This is a genomic window from Bradyrhizobium sp. C-145 (assembly GCF_023375135.1).
In the GTDB taxonomy this organism is placed as follows: domain Bacteria; phylum Pseudomonadota; class Alphaproteobacteria; order Rhizobiales; family Xanthobacteraceae; genus Bradyrhizobium; species Bradyrhizobium zhanjiangense.
On record NZ_CP088150.1, the window covers coordinates 5,302,855 to 5,317,562 of the forward strand.

General features: G+C 61.7%; 12 protein-coding genes. 9 read left to right on the forward strand and 3 right to left on the reverse strand.

What is annotated here, in order from left to right; translation table 11 throughout:
* The first annotated feature begins 170 nt into the window (after positions 1-170).
* From LRP30_RS24970 to LRP30_RS25010, 9 genes are all read left to right on the forward strand, one after another.
* The gene (locus tag LRP30_RS24970; RefSeq protein WP_249756577.1) at positions 171-1,283 is read left to right on the forward strand and encodes an NAD-dependent epimerase/dehydratase family protein; all 1,113 of its coding nucleotides are present in this window, start codon (positions 171-173) and stop codon (positions 1,281-1,283) included.
* Positions 1,283-2,347, forward strand: a complete 1,065-nt coding sequence (locus tag LRP30_RS24975) for an NAD-dependent epimerase/dehydratase family protein (RefSeq protein ID WP_249756578.1) — start codon at positions 1,283-1,285, stop codon at positions 2,345-2,347. The genes LRP30_RS24970 and LRP30_RS24975 overlap by 1 nt, the downstream gene beginning before the upstream one ends.
* Complete coding sequence (locus LRP30_RS24980) at positions 2,344-3,630, forward strand: TIGR04295 family B12-binding domain-containing radical SAM protein (protein WP_249756579.1); 1,287 nt, start codon at positions 2,344-2,346, stop codon at positions 3,628-3,630. The genes LRP30_RS24975 and LRP30_RS24980 overlap by 4 nt, the downstream gene beginning before the upstream one ends.
* Positions 3,627-4,739 (forward strand): glycosyltransferase family 4 protein, encoded by a 1,113-nt coding sequence (locus LRP30_RS24985; RefSeq protein ID WP_249756580.1) that lies wholly within the window; start codon positions 3,627-3,629, stop codon positions 4,737-4,739. The genes LRP30_RS24980 and LRP30_RS24985 overlap by 4 nt, the downstream gene beginning before the upstream one ends.
* The gene (locus LRP30_RS24990; RefSeq protein WP_249756581.1) at positions 4,736-5,866 is read left to right on the forward strand and encodes a glycosyltransferase; all 1,131 of its coding nucleotides are present in this window, start codon (positions 4,736-4,738) and stop codon (positions 5,864-5,866) included. The genes LRP30_RS24985 and LRP30_RS24990 overlap by 4 nt, the downstream gene beginning before the upstream one ends.
* Positions 5,863-6,951 (forward strand): glycosyltransferase, encoded by a 1,089-nt coding sequence (locus LRP30_RS24995; RefSeq protein WP_249756582.1) that lies wholly within the window; start codon positions 5,863-5,865, stop codon positions 6,949-6,951. Before LRP30_RS24990 ends, LRP30_RS24995 begins: the two co-directional genes overlap by 4 nt.
* A complete protein-coding gene (locus tag LRP30_RS25000) occupies positions 6,948-8,072 on the forward strand; it encodes a glycosyltransferase (protein WP_249756583.1) in 1,125 nt (374 codons plus the stop codon). The genes LRP30_RS24995 and LRP30_RS25000 overlap by 4 nt, the downstream gene beginning before the upstream one ends.
* Positions 8,073-8,083: 11 nt before the next feature.
* Positions 8,084-9,127, forward strand: a complete 1,044-nt coding sequence (locus tag LRP30_RS25005; protein ID WP_249756584.1) for a UDP-glucuronic acid decarboxylase family protein — start codon at positions 8,084-8,086, stop codon at positions 9,125-9,127.
* Positions 9,128-9,892: 765 nt separating this feature from the next.
* Positions 9,893-10,447, forward strand: a complete 555-nt coding sequence (locus tag LRP30_RS25010; protein WP_249756585.1) for a group 1 truncated hemoglobin — start codon at positions 9,893-9,895, stop codon at positions 10,445-10,447.
* 201 nt (positions 10,448-10,648) lie between these two features.
* Here LRP30_RS25010 and LRP30_RS25015 read toward each other — a convergent pair whose 3' ends face one another.
* From LRP30_RS25015 to LRP30_RS25025, 3 genes are all read right to left on the reverse strand, one after another.
* The gene (locus tag LRP30_RS25015; RefSeq protein WP_249756586.1) at positions 10,649-11,029 is read right to left on the reverse strand and encodes a PRC-barrel domain-containing protein; all 381 of its coding nucleotides are present in this window, start codon (positions 11,027-11,029) and stop codon (positions 10,649-10,651) included.
* A gap of 669 nt (positions 11,030-11,698) precedes the next feature.
* On the reverse strand, positions 11,699-13,669 hold the full coding sequence (locus LRP30_RS25020; RefSeq protein ID WP_249761827.1) for an AI-2E family transporter: 1,971 nt from the start codon (positions 13,667-13,669) through the stop codon (positions 11,699-11,701).
* Positions 13,670-13,871: 202 nt separating this feature from the next.
* Complete coding sequence (locus tag LRP30_RS25025) at positions 13,872-14,696, reverse strand: inorganic diphosphatase (RefSeq protein WP_249756587.1); 825 nt, start codon at positions 14,694-14,696, stop codon at positions 13,872-13,874.
* Between the last annotated feature and the right edge of the window lie 12 nt (positions 14,697-14,708).

A 14,708-nucleotide genomic window follows, 5' to 3' on the forward strand; every position in this document is an offset into this window, starting at 1 on the left:
GGTTAGAGAAACTTTCGTTTGTACATTTCCGAGGAACGAACATTCTTTGCACCGCTTCTAACCTCCAGACGTGACTGGTGCGCGAGGTCGCCCGACCAAGCAGAAGCGCGCTTCAACCTCATCATCGATCGATCCCGAAAGGATCGGTCTCAAGGCGCACGGAGCGGTGAATGACGCGGGTACTGGTTACTGGAGGCGCCGGATTCATCGGTTCGCACGCCGCCGATGTGCTGCTTGCGGCGGGCTATGAGGTCCGCCTTTTCGACAATCTGTCGCCGCAGGTTCACGGCGGCAACCGCCAGCGCCCCGCTTATCTCGCCGATGACGCCGAACTCATTGTCGGCGACGTCACCGACAGCCTCGCGGTCGAACAGGCCCTGAGCGGCACCGATGTGGTGCTGCATCTCGCCTCCGCCGTGGGCGTTGGCCAGAGCATGTACGACATCGAGCCTTATGTCAGAACCAATGAGCTCGGTACCGCGGTGCTGTTGCAAGCGCTGTCCAAACGTCCGATCGACCGGCTGGTGGTCGCATCCTCCATGAGCATCTATGGCGAGGGTCTGTATCGCGGTCGTGACGGAAGCGTCGTCGCCCGCGACGAACGGCCGCTCGAGCAGCTTCGCCGAGGCGAATGGGAGTTGCGGGACGGAGCCGACCGTCCGCTCGATCCCATGCCAACTCCCGAAACCAAACAACCGTCGCTGAGCTCGATCTACGCACTCAACAAATATGCGCAGGAGCGCATGTGCCTGATCACCGGCAAAGCCTATGGTATCCCGACCGTGGGTCTGCGCTTCTTCAACGTATTCGGACCACGCCAGGCCCTTTCCAACCCCTATACCGGCGTGCTCGCCATCTTTGCTGCACGGCTGCTCAACGGCCGGCCACCGCTCGTCTTCGAGGACGGAAGGCAGCGGCGCGACTTCGTTCACGTCCATGACGTCGCCCGCGCCTGCCGCATGGCCCTCGAGGCGGACCATACGCAGGACGTGTTCAACGTCGGCTCGGGCCAGAGCCGCACGATCCTCTCTGTCGCCGAGGATCTGGCCGAGGTGATGGGGCGCCGTGCCATCGCTCCCGAGATCACACGGAAATATCGCGCCGGCGATATCCGGCACTGCTTCGCCGACATCGGCAAGGCGCGCGACCTGCTCGGCTTCGAGCCGCATGTCGAGTTCAAGACCGGCCTTGAAGAACTCGCGGAATATCTTGCGGACCAGATCGCCGATGATCAGGCGGAACGGGCCACCAGGGAGCTGCTGCAACGAGGATTGGTTGCGTGATGAGTGAACGAGACAACAAGCCTGTCCTGGTCACCGGCGGATGCGGCTTCATCGGCTGCAACCTCGCCGATCGCCTTGCCGAGCGTGGCGACCGCGTGCTGCTGCTGGACAATCTCGCCCGGGACGGCGTGCGCGAAAACGCGCAATGGCTGAAGTCCAGGCACGGCGATCGCGTCACGATCACCGTGGCCGACATTCGCGAGCCGATCCCGGTGATCGACGCCGTGCGCGAGGCGCGCGCCGTGCTGCACCTCGCGGCCCAGGTCGCCGTTACCGATAGCGTAACCGACCCCGTCGCCGATTTCGAGATCAACGCCCGCGGAACATTGAACGTGCTCGAAGCCCTTCGCCTGCACAACAGCACCGCACCCGTGATCTTCGCCTCGACCAACAAGGTCTACGGCCGGCTGATCGACGACGGCGAGATCGCGCTCACCGGTCGCCGCTACGCCCCGACTGGCAACGGGTTGGCCGGCGGCATCTCGGAGAATGCGGCGCTCGATTTCTACAGCCCCTATGGATGCTCCAAGGGCACGGCGGACCAATACGTCCACGACTATGCCCGGGTGTTCGGGCTCCAGACCGTAGTGATGCGGATGAGTTGCATCTACGGGCCGCGCCAGTTCGGCACCGAGGATCAGGGCTGGATCGCGTACTTCCTGCTCAGCGCCATCCGCGGCAATCCACTGACGATCTACGGCGATGGTCACCAGGTTCGCGACGCGCTGCACGTATCCGACGCGGTGAGCGCATGGCTCGCCGCGCTTGACCACATCGCGCTGACCCGCGGGCGCGTATTCAATCTCGGCGGTGGCCCGGCTAACGCGATCAGCCTCCTGGAACTGATCGACGGCATCACCGACCTGACCGGCCGCAAGATGACGTATCGCTTTGCCGATTGGCGGCCTGGCGATCAACCCTGGTACGTCAGCGATACGCGGGCGCTGTCCACCACGCTCGGCTGGGCGCCTCAAATCTTCCTCGCGGACGGACTCCGATCGCTCCATTCGTGGCTGGACGGCCGCTTCGGATCATCACAGGACAATCGCGAGGCGCTGGCATGACGCGGATCGCTCTCATCAACCCGAACTGGGATTTCGCCGGCAGCATCTATTTCGGCTGTCGCTCCCCTCACCTTCCGCTCGAGCTCGGTATCTCCGAGTACTTTCTGAAGGCGGCCGGCCACAAGACGCTGCTGCTCGACGCGCACATGTTCGATCTGTCGCTCGGCGAGATCGAAGCCGAGCTGCGCGCATTCGGTCCCGACCAGATCGTCATCACGACTGCGCCGACCTATTTGTTTTGGCGCTGCGCGCCGCCGGAGCTGCGCGTGCCACAGGAGCTCGCGCGAGCGGTGCGCGACCTTGCCCCGACCCTGATCGTAGTCGGGCCGCATGGCTCGACCACGCCAAGGACGGCCTTGAAGAAGCTTGCCGCCGACATCGTCGTGATGGGCGAGTGCGAAGCGTCCCTGCTGCGTCTTGCCAATGGCGAGCGAGATTTTCCGGGCCTGTGCATCGCCGACGGCGCTTCGCTTCGGGTCAATGGCGGTCCGCAGGCCGTTGAATTCAAGGATCAGCCCGCGCTCGACTGGCCGGAGGAGATGATCCGGCGCCATCATCACCACCATCATCGCTTCGAAGCCGAGCCGGTCGCTCCCGGCGCCGAGGTCGAGGCCTCGCGCGGGTGTCCCTATAACTGCACGTTCTGCGCCAAGGAGAACTTCCGCAACGCCTATCGCAGGCGGCCGGCCGCCGTCATTCTCGACGAGATCGATGGTCTGCGCGGCCAAGGCATCGAGTATCTCTACTTCATCGACGAGATCTTCCTTCCTAACGCCGAATTGCTGGAAGGACTGACCACCCGCGGCCTGAAGTTCGGCGTGCAGACGCGTATCGACCTCTGGAAGTCGAACATGCTCGCGCTGCTCGGCCGTGCCGGCTGCGTCTCGATCGAAGCGGGGATCGAGAGCCTCACGGTCGAAGGTCGCGCGGCGCTGGCCAAGAACTGCAAGATGACCACCGATCAGCTCGCCGACCGCCTGGTCGAAGCCCGGCACCACGTCCCCTTCGTGCAGGCCAATCTGATCGAGGTGCCCGAGGACGACGATCCCGTCGTGCAGCGCTGGCGCCGCACGATGCAGGACGCGGGCGTCTGGGCGAACGATCCAGTGCCGCTCTATCCCTATCCGGGCTCGCCGGACTACCGAAAGCTTTGGGGCGAGCCCGACGACTTCGCCTGGGAACGGGCGCACCGCCACTACCTGCAGATGTTCAACCAGTTCAGCGACGTCCAGAACGACCGTCCCGTGCCGCTCGATGCCCTCGAACGCCAGGTGGCATCATGAGCCGAAGCGCGGATATCAGGATCTTGATGACGACCGATACGGTTGGAGGCGTGTGGACCTATTCCTGCGCCCTTGCATCCAGCCTCGCTGCCTCCGGCGCCGATGTCTTCCTCGTGACGCTTGGCCCCCGCGCGCGCGCCGATCAGCACACGATGCTGCGTGACGTCGGTGTGCACCTGATCGAGACGGAGCTCGCGCTCGAATGGCAGGACCCGGAAGGACAGAACATCTCCGAGGCAAGGCGCGTCCTCGCCGATCTCGAAGCCAGGCACATACCTGATATCATCCATCTCAACAGCTTTCGCGAGGCGAGCTTCGCCTGGCGTGCCCCGACGGTGCTGGTCGCGCATTCCTGCGTGAATTCCTGGGCGCTCGCCTGCCGCGATACGACTTGGCTCACCGAACCCAGATGGCGCCGCTACACCGAACGCGTCGTGGCAGCGCTCGATGCAGCGGCGGCGTGGGTGTGTCCAAGCCAGGCTTTCCACGACAATGTCGCAGCGATCTATCAGCCGCAGTCGCGCGGTGCGGTGATCTGGAATGGAATTGCGCCTCGTGACCCCGCGGGGCGCAAGCAGGATCTGATCTTCGCGGCCGGACGGCTGTGGGATCGCGCCAAGAACATTGAGGCCCTTGCAGCCGCTGCGCCCGGACTGGACTGGCCGGTTGAGGTCGCCGGCCCCATCGATGCAGGCTTTTCAGCGGGCGTCACCTGGCTCGGGGAGTTGCCACACGACGCTATGGCCGCCCGCCTCCGGCATGCGGCGATCTTCGTCAGCCCCGCGATCTACGAACCATTCGGCCTCTCGGTTCTGGAAGCAGCTGCGGCAGGCTGCGCGCTCGTCCTGTCGGACATCCCGACTTTCCGGGAATTGTGGAGCGGAGCCGCGCTGTTCTTCGATCGGATCGACAGCAAGGCGCTGCATCAGACGCTCGCCATGCTTTGCGCCGACGAAGCCGCACGGGCACGGCTGCATCGCGCCGCCTATGAGCATTCCCTGACTTATTCGCTGACGCGAATGACAAACGCCTATCTCGGTCTCTATGAAAGCCTGCTTACATCTCACCGCCCGGTCGCGCCCACCTGCCAGATCGAGGTGCGCGCATGAGATGCGTCCTGTTCTATCACGCATTCACCTCCTGCTGGAACAATGGCAATGCGCATTTTCTGCGTGGCTATGCGCGTGAGCTTCACGCGCTTGGCCACAAGGTCATTGTATACGAGCCGTTCGACGGCTGGAGCCGTTTGAACGCCATTCGCGAGGGCGGCGCCAATGCGATGGCCGATATTCCGAGGCTGTTTGCAGGCGTCGACATTCGTCAGTACGACACCTGCCTGGATCTCGATCGCGCTCTGGACGGCGCCGACCTTGTCATCGTGCATGAATGGAATTCGCCCGATCTGATCGCGCAAATTGGAGGCAAGCGCGCGCAGGGCGCCGCCTTCACGCTGCTATTCCACGACACCCATCACCGCGCCGTCAGTGCACCTGAGGAGCTCGCGCAATTCGACCTCGACGGATTCGACGGCGTGCTGGCCTTCGGCGAGGTGCTTCGGCAGATCTACCTGAAGCTCGGCTGGGCCGATCGGGCCTTCACCTGGCATGAGGCCGCCGATGTCGCGCTGTATCATCCGCTGCCGCAGGTCGAGGCTAGCGACGATCTGGTCTGGATCGGCAATTGGGGCGATGGCGAGCGCAGCGCTGAGCTCAACGAATTCCTGGTCGAACCCGTCGCCGAGCTGAAGCTGTGCGCGAGCGTCTATGGCGTGCGCTATTCCGACGCGGCGCTCCACACCATTGAGACCGCTCGCATCCGGCATGGCGGCTGGCTGCCGGCGCACTGGGCGCCCGTCGCTTTCGCCGGCGCGCGTGCAACGGTCCACGTGCCGCGGGGGCCCTATGTGCGGTCGCTTCCAGGCATTCCCACAATTCGCGTGTTCGAAGCGTTGGCGTGCGGCATTCCGCTGGTCTCGGCACCCTGGTCGGATACAGAGGGTCTGTTCCCAGATGGAGCCTATCTCAGCGTCACCAATGGCAGCCAGATGAAACATGCGCTTCGTGCCGTTCTCGACGATCGGGAGATGTCTTCCGCAATGGTGCAGAAGGGACTGAGGACGATCAGGGAACAACATACTTGCCGTCATCGGGCGGAACAGCTCGTCGGCATCGTGGCTGATATCCGCGACTCACGCGGCTCGGCACAGCCCCAGCGATGCGTCGGAGCCGTCGCATGAAGATCTGCTTCTTCGGATCCAGCCTGGTCTCGTCCTACTGGAACGGCGCCGCCACCTATTACCGCGGCATGCTGAAGGAGATTGCAGCACTCGGTCACGACATCACGTTCTTCGAGCCCGACGCCTTCGAGCGCCAGGCCCATCGCGACATTGACGATCCGGATTGGGCGAAAGTGATCATCTATCCCGCGACGCCGGACGGCTGGCGCGGCTCGCTCGGTGCCGCCGCCCAATCGGCCGACATGCTCATCAAGGCCAGCGGCGTCGGCGTCTTCGATCAGGAGCTGGAGAATGCAGTCGCCGAGCTGCCGTCGCGAATCATGCGGATCTATTGGGACGTTGACGCTCCCGCCACGCTTGAGGCGATGGAAAGCGATCCGCAGCATCATCTGCGTCGCGCGATCGGATCCTACGACCTGGTTCTGACCTATGGCGGCGGCGACGGCGTCGTGTCGGCCTATCGCGCCATGGGCGCGCGGGACTGCGTGCCGATCTACAATGCGCTCGATCCGGCCACGCATTTTCCTGCGCCACCAGATCGGCGCTTCGCCTGCGATCTCAGCCTGCTCGCAAACCGCCTGCCCGATCGCGAGAAGCGCGTCGAGCGCTTCTTCCTCGACGTCGCGCGTCAAGTGCCCGAAAGGTCCTTCGTGCTCGGCGGCTCCGGCTGGGACAGCAAGGACACGCCCGCCAATCTGCGCAAAGTCGGTCATGTCGGAACCAAGGATCACAACGCCTTCTTCGGTTCCGCACTGGCCACGCTGAACGTCAACCGCGACAGCATGGCGCGCTACGGCTTCTCACCGCCAACGCGCGTGTTCGAAGCGATCGGTGCCGGCGCATGCCTGATCACCGATCAATGGGACGGCATTGACCATTTCATCGAGCCCGACCGCGAGGTGCTGGTCGCTGCAAGCGGCGCGGAGGTCGCAGAGCATCTCGCGTCGCTGACGTCTGGCCGGGCCCAAGCGATGGCCAGCCGTGCCCGCACGCGCATTCTCAGCCAGCACACTTACCGGCAACGCGCACGCCAGTTCAACGATCTCTTTGTCGGCAGCAGTTCGCGAATCGAGGCAGCAGAATGAAGCTTTCCATCGTGGTCATCGGTCTTTCGGTCACTTCGTCCTGGGGCAACGGTCACGCCACGACCTACCGCGCCCTGATCGAAGCGCTGGCGCGACGAGGGCATCGTGTCACATTCCTGGAGCGCGACGTGCCCTGGTATCGGGAACACCGCGATCTGACCAAGCCGGTGGCCTGGACTATCGAGCTCTACCATTCCCTGAGAGACATTCCGCTCCGGTTCGGCAGATTGATCCGGGATGCCGATCTGGTGGTCATCGGCTCTTATGTGCCCGATGGCATCGCCATCGCCGAATGGACGACGACCCACGCCCGCGGGATCACCGCGTTTTACGACATCGACACGCCGGTCACGCTGTCGAAGCTCGAGCAAGGTCTCGACTATCTCTCCGCCGCGATGATCCCGCGTTTCGATCTCTATCTGTCGTTTGCCGGCGGCCCGGTGCCGGGCATGATCGAGGAGAGCTATGGCAGCCCGCTGGCGCGTGTCCTGTATTGCAGTGCGGATGCGAACATCTACACGCCCCAGCGCGCTAAGCCGAAATGGGCGCTCGGCTATCTCGGCACCTACAGCGCGGACCGGCAGCCGGTCCTCGACGAGCTACTGCTCGCACCGGCTCGCTCGCTGCCATCCGGGCAATTCGTCGTCGCGGGCGCGCAATATCCTGAGCATGTGACCTGGCCCACCAACGTCGCTCGCATCGAGCACATCACGCCCAAGCAGCATGCGACCTTCTACGCGGAACAGCGCTTCACGCTGAACGCCACTCGCGCCGACATGAAGGCCTTGGGCTACTCGCCGAGCGTCCGGTTGTTCGAAGCCGCCGCCTGCGGCACGCCCATCATCTCGGACCGCTGGCCCGGCATCGAGACGATCTTCGAGCCGTCACGGGAAATCCTGCTGGCGTCCGGTTCGCGCGAGGTGGTCGAGATCCTGCGCGACATGCCGGACGAACAGCGGCGCACGATCGCACATAACGCGCGGCGGCGGGTTCTCGCCGAACACACCTCGGACCATCGCGCCCGGCAATTGGAGGCCTATTACGTCGAGACATCCGCGCGGCGCCGCCGCAAGACCACGCGGCTTCCCGCCGTGCGTCCCATGCAGGTCGCCGAACTCTGAAAGCCCCTATCATGACGCTACAGACCCGCATTCATGCCTCCCGCCGCTCACCCACGATCCTGATCGCCGGCGGCGCCGGCTTCATCGGATCGCACCTATGCGACGCGCTTCTGCAACGCGGCAGCACGGTGATCTGCCTCGACAACCTGTTCACGGGGTCGATCGACAACATCCGGCCGCTGCTCAATCACCCGAATTTCCGCTTCATCGAACACGACGTACGCGATCCCATCGAGATCGAGAACGGTATCGACCGCATCTATAGCCTCGCCTGCCCGGCCTCACCCCGCCACTACCAGAAGGATCCAATCGGCACGATGAAGACCTGCGTGGTCGGCACAATGAACATTCTCGAACTCGCGCGTTGGAAAGGCGCCCGAATCCTTCAGGCGTCGACGAGCGAGGTCTATGGCGACCCCGAAGTCCACCCGCAGCCGGAATCCTATCTCGGCAATGTCAATCCGATCGGACCGCGGGCCTGTTACGACGAAGGCAAACGTGCCGCGGAGACGCTGATGTTCGACTATCACCGCATGCACGGGGTCGAGATCAAGGTCGCGCGCATCTTCAATACCTACGGTCCACGCATGCTGGAGAATGACGGGCGTGTCGTCTCCAATTTCATCGTGCAGGCTTTGCGCGGCGAACCCATCACGATCTATGGCGCCGGAACGCAGACCCGGAGCTTCTGCTTCGTCGACGATCTCGTTCGCGGGCTCCAACTCCTGATGGAGAGTCCGCGCTCCATCATGGGGCCGTGCAACCTCGGAAATCCGCACGAGGTCACGATCGAGGCCATCGCGCGCGAGGTGCTGGCATATACGGAATCGACCTCCCCGCTCCGCTTTGAGGCCCTGCCGAAGGACGATCCCAAGCGCCGCAAGCCCGTCATCGACGCAGCCGCGGGGGCGTTGGGGTGGCGGCCGCGCGTGGCGCTGAAGGACGGCCTTCGGGCGACGATTGCCTATTTTGCGCTTCGTATCGCAGGGGATTCCCCCACAATGCTGCCTGCCCTTGCGGCTCACGGGAAGCCCGTCTTGCGCGGGACCGCCTGACGATCGCCGATCAGCGTTGATGATCGATCGGCGATTGTCGTATAGCTGGCCTGCGACGATGCTGCTGCCCAACCAGCCCGCGCCATAACCGGCGTAGTATAGCCCGAACGCAAAGGACCCATAGGGGCGCTGCTCGGGCGGTGACACCGGCAAGCAGTACAGGATCTACCCGGGCAAGGGGCGAATGTCTGCGAGGTCGATGAAAGAGGAGGTCGGGCTGTGTTTCCTGCCGCGGGGCGGACTGCCAATCGGAGACGTCAGGCTCTCCCAGAAGATTGCGCTGGAAAGCTGCGAAAGCCGCGCGCTCGAGGTCGCCAGAAGATTCGCTCCGACCAGTTTCATGTTCCGGCGAAATCGGCTTCTTGGCTGAGGCGCGGAGAGCCTTCGATCGACTGTGGCGCAAGAAAAAAGCGCGACTTTGGCGAGCGCAAGCCTCAAATCCGGTTCAGACTAACCCAAAGCGCTTGCCTCCGTGTCGGCCGTAAGGACTCTAACCACGGCCGACACGCGCCAAATTGACACCACCGTCCGCACAATTCGCAGCCATGAAACATAGCGCGATTTTGGATCGAGACGTCCAATTCGATTTTGACGGGAACCTTTTCCTTCCAAGGCAATCCTAACGAGGCAGCAAGGAGAGCGCCGGTCATACGGGTCGGACATCGAGGACGCACCCGTTGGCACCGGAGCACACCGAGCTACGACACAGCGTGCATGTGCTCAAGGTGGTGTAAGGCCTTTCGAGCTATCTCCGAGGAGGCATCAATGGCAAGGGCTCTTTCGACTTCTATCTCGCGACGAAGCATCGTCGCGGGGTTGGCGATGACCGCCATCCCACTGTCATTGGCAAGTTCGGATAAAGCGTACGCACAGGACAGGCAAACCACGCCTGAGAAAAGTCTGTATGAGCGGCTGGGCGGCGTTTTCGCCATCGCGGCGGTCGTGGATCACTTCAGCGATGCCGTCGTGAAGAACCCCATCGTCGGTCAGGAGTCGAAGAATCCGCAGCTGCGAGAATGGCACACCAAGAGCTTGGAAAGGCTGCCCGGCCTCAAGTTCATGCGCACGCTATGGGTCTGCGACGTGTCGGGTGGGTCCTTTAAGTTCACAGCTACCAGGCCCGGCGCAACGTCGCTTGGCCTTGAGGAGGCTCACCGCAATCTTCGGATCTCCCCCGCAGAGTTCGACGAAGTCGCTGCGGAGCTCGGACGGAGCCTGGATCACTTCAAGGTTCCTAAGCGCGAGAAGGCCGAAGTCCTGGAAGCCTTTGCCGCTCACAAAGATGAGGTGACCGCTGGCTATTCCGCCAAGCGCGGCTGAAGCACCTATCTGTTTACAGCCATTCCCGCTGCGGGCAAAGCCGATCGGAATTATTAGCTTCCGCTGACGAGACGATAAGGAGAGCTGCTGTGCTACGTGGCTCGCGAGCAATCAGTTGCGCGACGTGTCAGAGTATATTCTACGCCTAGCGCGCCCAGACTGACACTGACGATCAGAAACTTTAAGATGCGCTGCCTACCATTATAGGCCACCTGGTCGCGCCTCCCAGTACGTAGGGGTTCCGTAATACTGGTGAGTGCGCGTTTCCCAGTCGCGATCCTGCCACGAATCATCACTGAACTCAGGCGCGTCCCTCAGCTGTTGCTCGGTGATATTGGTTCGAAAACCGCGAAACGACGTATCATAGGTCAGAGCGCCCCAGGGAATGGGGTAATGGCTGTGGCCCAACCCGACAAATCCGCCAAAGCTCATGACGGCATAAGCCACGCGACCTGACACCTTGTCGATGATGAGGTGATCTATCTCACCGATATTCTTCCCGTCTGCCCCATAAACCTCGGTTCCTTGAATGTCTTCGCTTGAGATGCATTGATGATCCGGATGGGCTGTTGCGCGGGCCATGGCTTCGTCTCCCTCACAAGTGGGTTTTGTCTGCTTAACTCGGCCGCTACGGGGGCGTTCCTGGCTTGGGAGAACATTTCACAATGATAGCGCGCCAGCCCCTTTTTTTGAGCGCAGCGGTCGCTTTTTCAAGATCGTGTTCGACGATGCGCATTCCGCAATGCTCGATTTGGCCCTTCTTGGACGTGCGAATAAGCCCGAATGTCGGCTCTGCGTTAATGGCGCCGATGCCCCGATCTCGAGACTGTCGGCGCTGCATTTGAAGCAGCGTGCCAATGCGCCGAAGGCGATTTCCGGGCGTACTGCCGGCAATTGGCCTTCACGGACTGATGGCAATGTAGAGCGTGCGGCCGGTTGCCAACGCAAAACGAGGGCGGCCGATCCACATACTCGCCGCGTGTTGGAGGAGCCGAGTTTCACGGAAACGTCTAAGCCACACACATCGTCGCCGAGAAGAAGCCCCTCGTTTGAATTCGCCGCCAATTGCTCCTCCGCCGACCTCTAAGTCGCCGGTTGGCATCGCATCGAGGCTGGCATTTGACACTTGCCGCCGCTACAGGAACAAACTTAAGGATGGGAGAGGGTCCGATCGAACAGAAGACTGCGTGCATACGCGCATTTTCGTTCTCCGATCTAATCGTCCCACGCCGCTAGCAGGCGGAGGCGTCCTCAATTGCGCCCACCTCTCCTACCAGCAGATCGCGGTGCTCGAGATCGGCGCGCTTCGATCCGTTTTGTTTCTCCTTCGGGCGCGGCGGTCGAGCAGTGTGCCGCTTCAATGCAAAGCTCTACCGCCTTGCGGAGCGACTTCGCATAGAAATCCGCGCCGATCGTCTCATCATCCAGACTCTCTTCATCCTCCGAGTCTTTGGCCGATCCCCATAGGCCGACAAGGAGCGTGGCGTGTGGCATTTTGCGACGCAGACGGCGAAGAAAGAAGCGTAGATACACCGGACTTGCGCTTCCAAGGCAAGATACGCACACCATTCTTATGTTGGCTGTATCAAGCCCAAGGATACTGGAAGCTGAGGCAGCAGCCGAAGGCTCAATGCGGGCGCCGACGCCATGTTTTTCGAGAAGCTGCGCGATCATATTCGCCGTCGCGTCGTCAAGAGGATCTCGCGCCCCGATGCACAATACAGGCTTTCCGTCTCGCCAATCGGATCTTAACATTGCAGTCGGTACAATGGGCGGCGCCAGATCCGGAGGGTCGACTACCTCGATTTCAAGTGTGTTGGAGTCATGAAGGTCGGCGTTGCTCTTGACAGGTGGAGCGCAGTCATCGTGATCGGAAAGATCGTCGATAACGCCCTCGACAGTTTCCTTAATCCGTTGCAGGCGCTCCAGCTCCAGAGCGCCGCGTCGCGCGTCGGCGCGCGCCAGCAGCAACCCAGGAATTGCGATCTCATCGTAGTAGGCGCAGAGGGATTTCTCCTTCATGATCTTCTCGGCTTGGTCCGCGGCCTCGTCGGGATCACCGGCCAGCATACGTTGAAAAAAATTCTGTTCTGGCGTGAGCGCCGGCTGATCACCTAGGATCACATCTAAGAACTCCAATCGCTCAACGTGACGCCCCAATACCACCAGGCACACCGTAAGGGGTGTCGAAAGCAGAAGTCCAATTGGCCCCCATAACCAGGTCCAGAAGGCTGCAGCCACCACGACGGCTACCGGCGAGAGCCCTGTGTTGTGGCCATACAGCATGGGTTCCACAATTTGGCTGAGGATCGGTTCTACGATCACGAACAATGCCAGCGTCCATAAAAACATCGACCACCCCGGATCAACCGCGATGGCAAGCGCCGCAGGAACGGCGGCAGCGATGAATGCGCCGATATAAGGAACGAAGCGCATTAGAGCCGCGAAGATGCCCCACAACACCGGGTTGGGAATGCCGATCACCGCAAGACTGATCCCGATGACGATCCCGAACGTTGCGTTGACGCAGGTTTGGGTCAGGAAATACCGGCTCAGTCGCCGGCCGGCATCGTCGATTGCTTCGGACGTGCGCCCCAAATCCTGCGCGCCTGCGAGTCTCACAAAACGGCCCCGCAGATCTTCGCGAAAAAGCAGCATAAAGATCACAAAAACGATAACAATGCCCGTCGTCGCCAAGGGCGCCAACAGCGGCCCGACGATTGTTTGCACCACATCAAACGGTCTAGGCGGCGGCTGTTGGATTTCCACCGGCAGTGGCTTAGCCTGGGATTCTCTTGCAGAAGTCTGGGCGGGTTCAGAAGAGCTTGCATTCTTCCGTCCTTGCTCCTGCGGCTTGGAAATTTCCTGGCGGAGATCTCCGAGCATATCCTTTAGCCGATTGAAGATTCCAGGACTGAGCACGACGTCTTGGACCGAATGAATCTTATCGCTGATCGTCAGCTGATAGCGGGGCAGGTTCTCGGCGAGTTGTGCGACCTGCTGGGTCATAATGGCGCTGAGCCCGAAAATCAGCAGAAATGCAAGCGCCACCGCGGCAAGAACTGAGCCCACGCGGCCGGCATACAAGCGACGAAAAAGCCGAACGACCGGAGCGAGCACGAAGCTCAACAGCAACGCAAGAACAACCGGCACGAAGAGCTCACGCCCGAAATAGAGCAATGCCACAAGGGCCAGGCCGATGAAAAGATTGCTCGCGACCACCGCAGGCAATAGAGAGCTCGCGATGTGACTTCCAGGCAAGGTCCATAGGCGGGATGGGCCCGGCATATCTCAAAGGCTCGGTTTCGGTTCTGCTCAGCTCACCCTTGATTACGGCTGGATGTTCCCTTTTGTTCCTCGGATGCGATCGGCGCATCTGCATTACGTGCAGAAGAACTTGTTGCAGCATGGCAGGAACCGTGGCTCAAATATTGGTTCTAAAATTGGTTTTCTTACATAGTCTTTTGCGGGCCGCGGGAATGTGCGGCTTGTCACATGGTCTGCCGGCTGCGCCCAGGCGAACATCTACGGGTCGTTTCCGATTGGATGAATCAATAGTACTCGTTTGGTGACGGGCCGGCCGCCGAACTGACGGCGTGTTCTCACGCGATAAGAGCACCGGGATGACGCCTCGGACGCACGAGTTGCCAGAGTTCTGGGGATCTACAGATCGGGCATGGCAAGCAGATTGGAATGTCGCACGGATCCTTTTGGCGGACGCTCTAGCCACCCGTCGCAATTGATAGCCGCTTGATGGCCTTGACGGCGGCTCCGGGACCGCGCCACCCAGGAACTCAAGCTCCTTATCTTCGAGCGCGTTCGTGGCGCGGAAGAACTGTTCGAGCTCCTCGACGGCGCGAGACGGCAGATTCCTGATGTCTTCAAGATTGCTCTCTAACGGCGAGCGCTCTGGCGCAGCGAAGATGCGATCGTTGCGCTCCTCCTTGCCTTTGCGCTTCTGGAGGATTTCGAGAATTCCGATCGGCCGGCATCGGAGCACGACGCCCGGATACGTCTGGGATACGTGGATGATGAGAACGTCCAGCGGGTCCCCGTCTTCGGCTTGTGTCGAGGGAATGAAGCCCCAATCATAGGGATAGGTGAGCCCCACCATTAGGGGCTTCGCAAGCGTGAACACCTTCAGCTCCGGATCGAACTCCAATTTGCAGGTGCTTCCACGGGGCGTTTCGATCACGGCGTAGATATTTTTTTCGTCGGCCCACGTCGGGAGCTTGCTCAGATTCGTCATGGGTCTGCACGC

Bases quoted from the DNA above. Each gene is read 5' to 3' on its own strand.
- LRP30_RS24970 (WP_249756577.1), top strand. From the start codon at position 171: ATGACGCGGGTACTGGTTACTGGAGGCGCCGGATTCATCGGTTCGCAC.
- LRP30_RS24975 (WP_249756578.1), top strand. From the start codon at position 1,283: ATGAGTGAACGAGACAACAAGCCTGTCCTGGTCACCGGCGGATGCGGC.
- LRP30_RS24980 (WP_249756579.1), top strand. From the start codon at position 2,344: ATGACGCGGATCGCTCTCATCAACCCGAACTGGGATTTCGCCGGCAGC.
- LRP30_RS24985 (WP_249756580.1), top strand. From the start codon at position 3,627: ATGAGCCGAAGCGCGGATATCAGGATCTTGATGACGACCGATACGGTT.
- LRP30_RS24990 (WP_249756581.1), top strand. From the start codon at position 4,736: ATGAGATGCGTCCTGTTCTATCACGCATTCACCTCCTGCTGGAACAAT.
- LRP30_RS24995 (WP_249756582.1), top strand. From the start codon at position 5,863: ATGAAGATCTGCTTCTTCGGATCCAGCCTGGTCTCGTCCTACTGGAAC.
- LRP30_RS25000 (WP_249756583.1), top strand. From the start codon at position 6,948: ATGAAGCTTTCCATCGTGGTCATCGGTCTTTCGGTCACTTCGTCCTGG.
- LRP30_RS25005 (WP_249756584.1), top strand. From the start codon at position 8,084: ATGACGCTACAGACCCGCATTCATGCCTCCCGCCGCTCACCCACGATC.
- LRP30_RS25010 (WP_249756585.1), top strand. From the start codon at position 9,893: ATGGCAAGGGCTCTTTCGACTTCTATCTCGCGACGAAGCATCGTCGCG.
- LRP30_RS25015 (WP_249756586.1), bottom strand. From the start codon at position 11,029: ATGGCCCGCGCAACAGCCCATCCGGATCATCAATGCATCTCAAGCGAA.
- LRP30_RS25025 (WP_249756587.1), bottom strand. From the start codon at position 14,696: ATGACGAATCTGAGCAAGCTCCCGACGTGGGCCGACGAAAAAAATATC.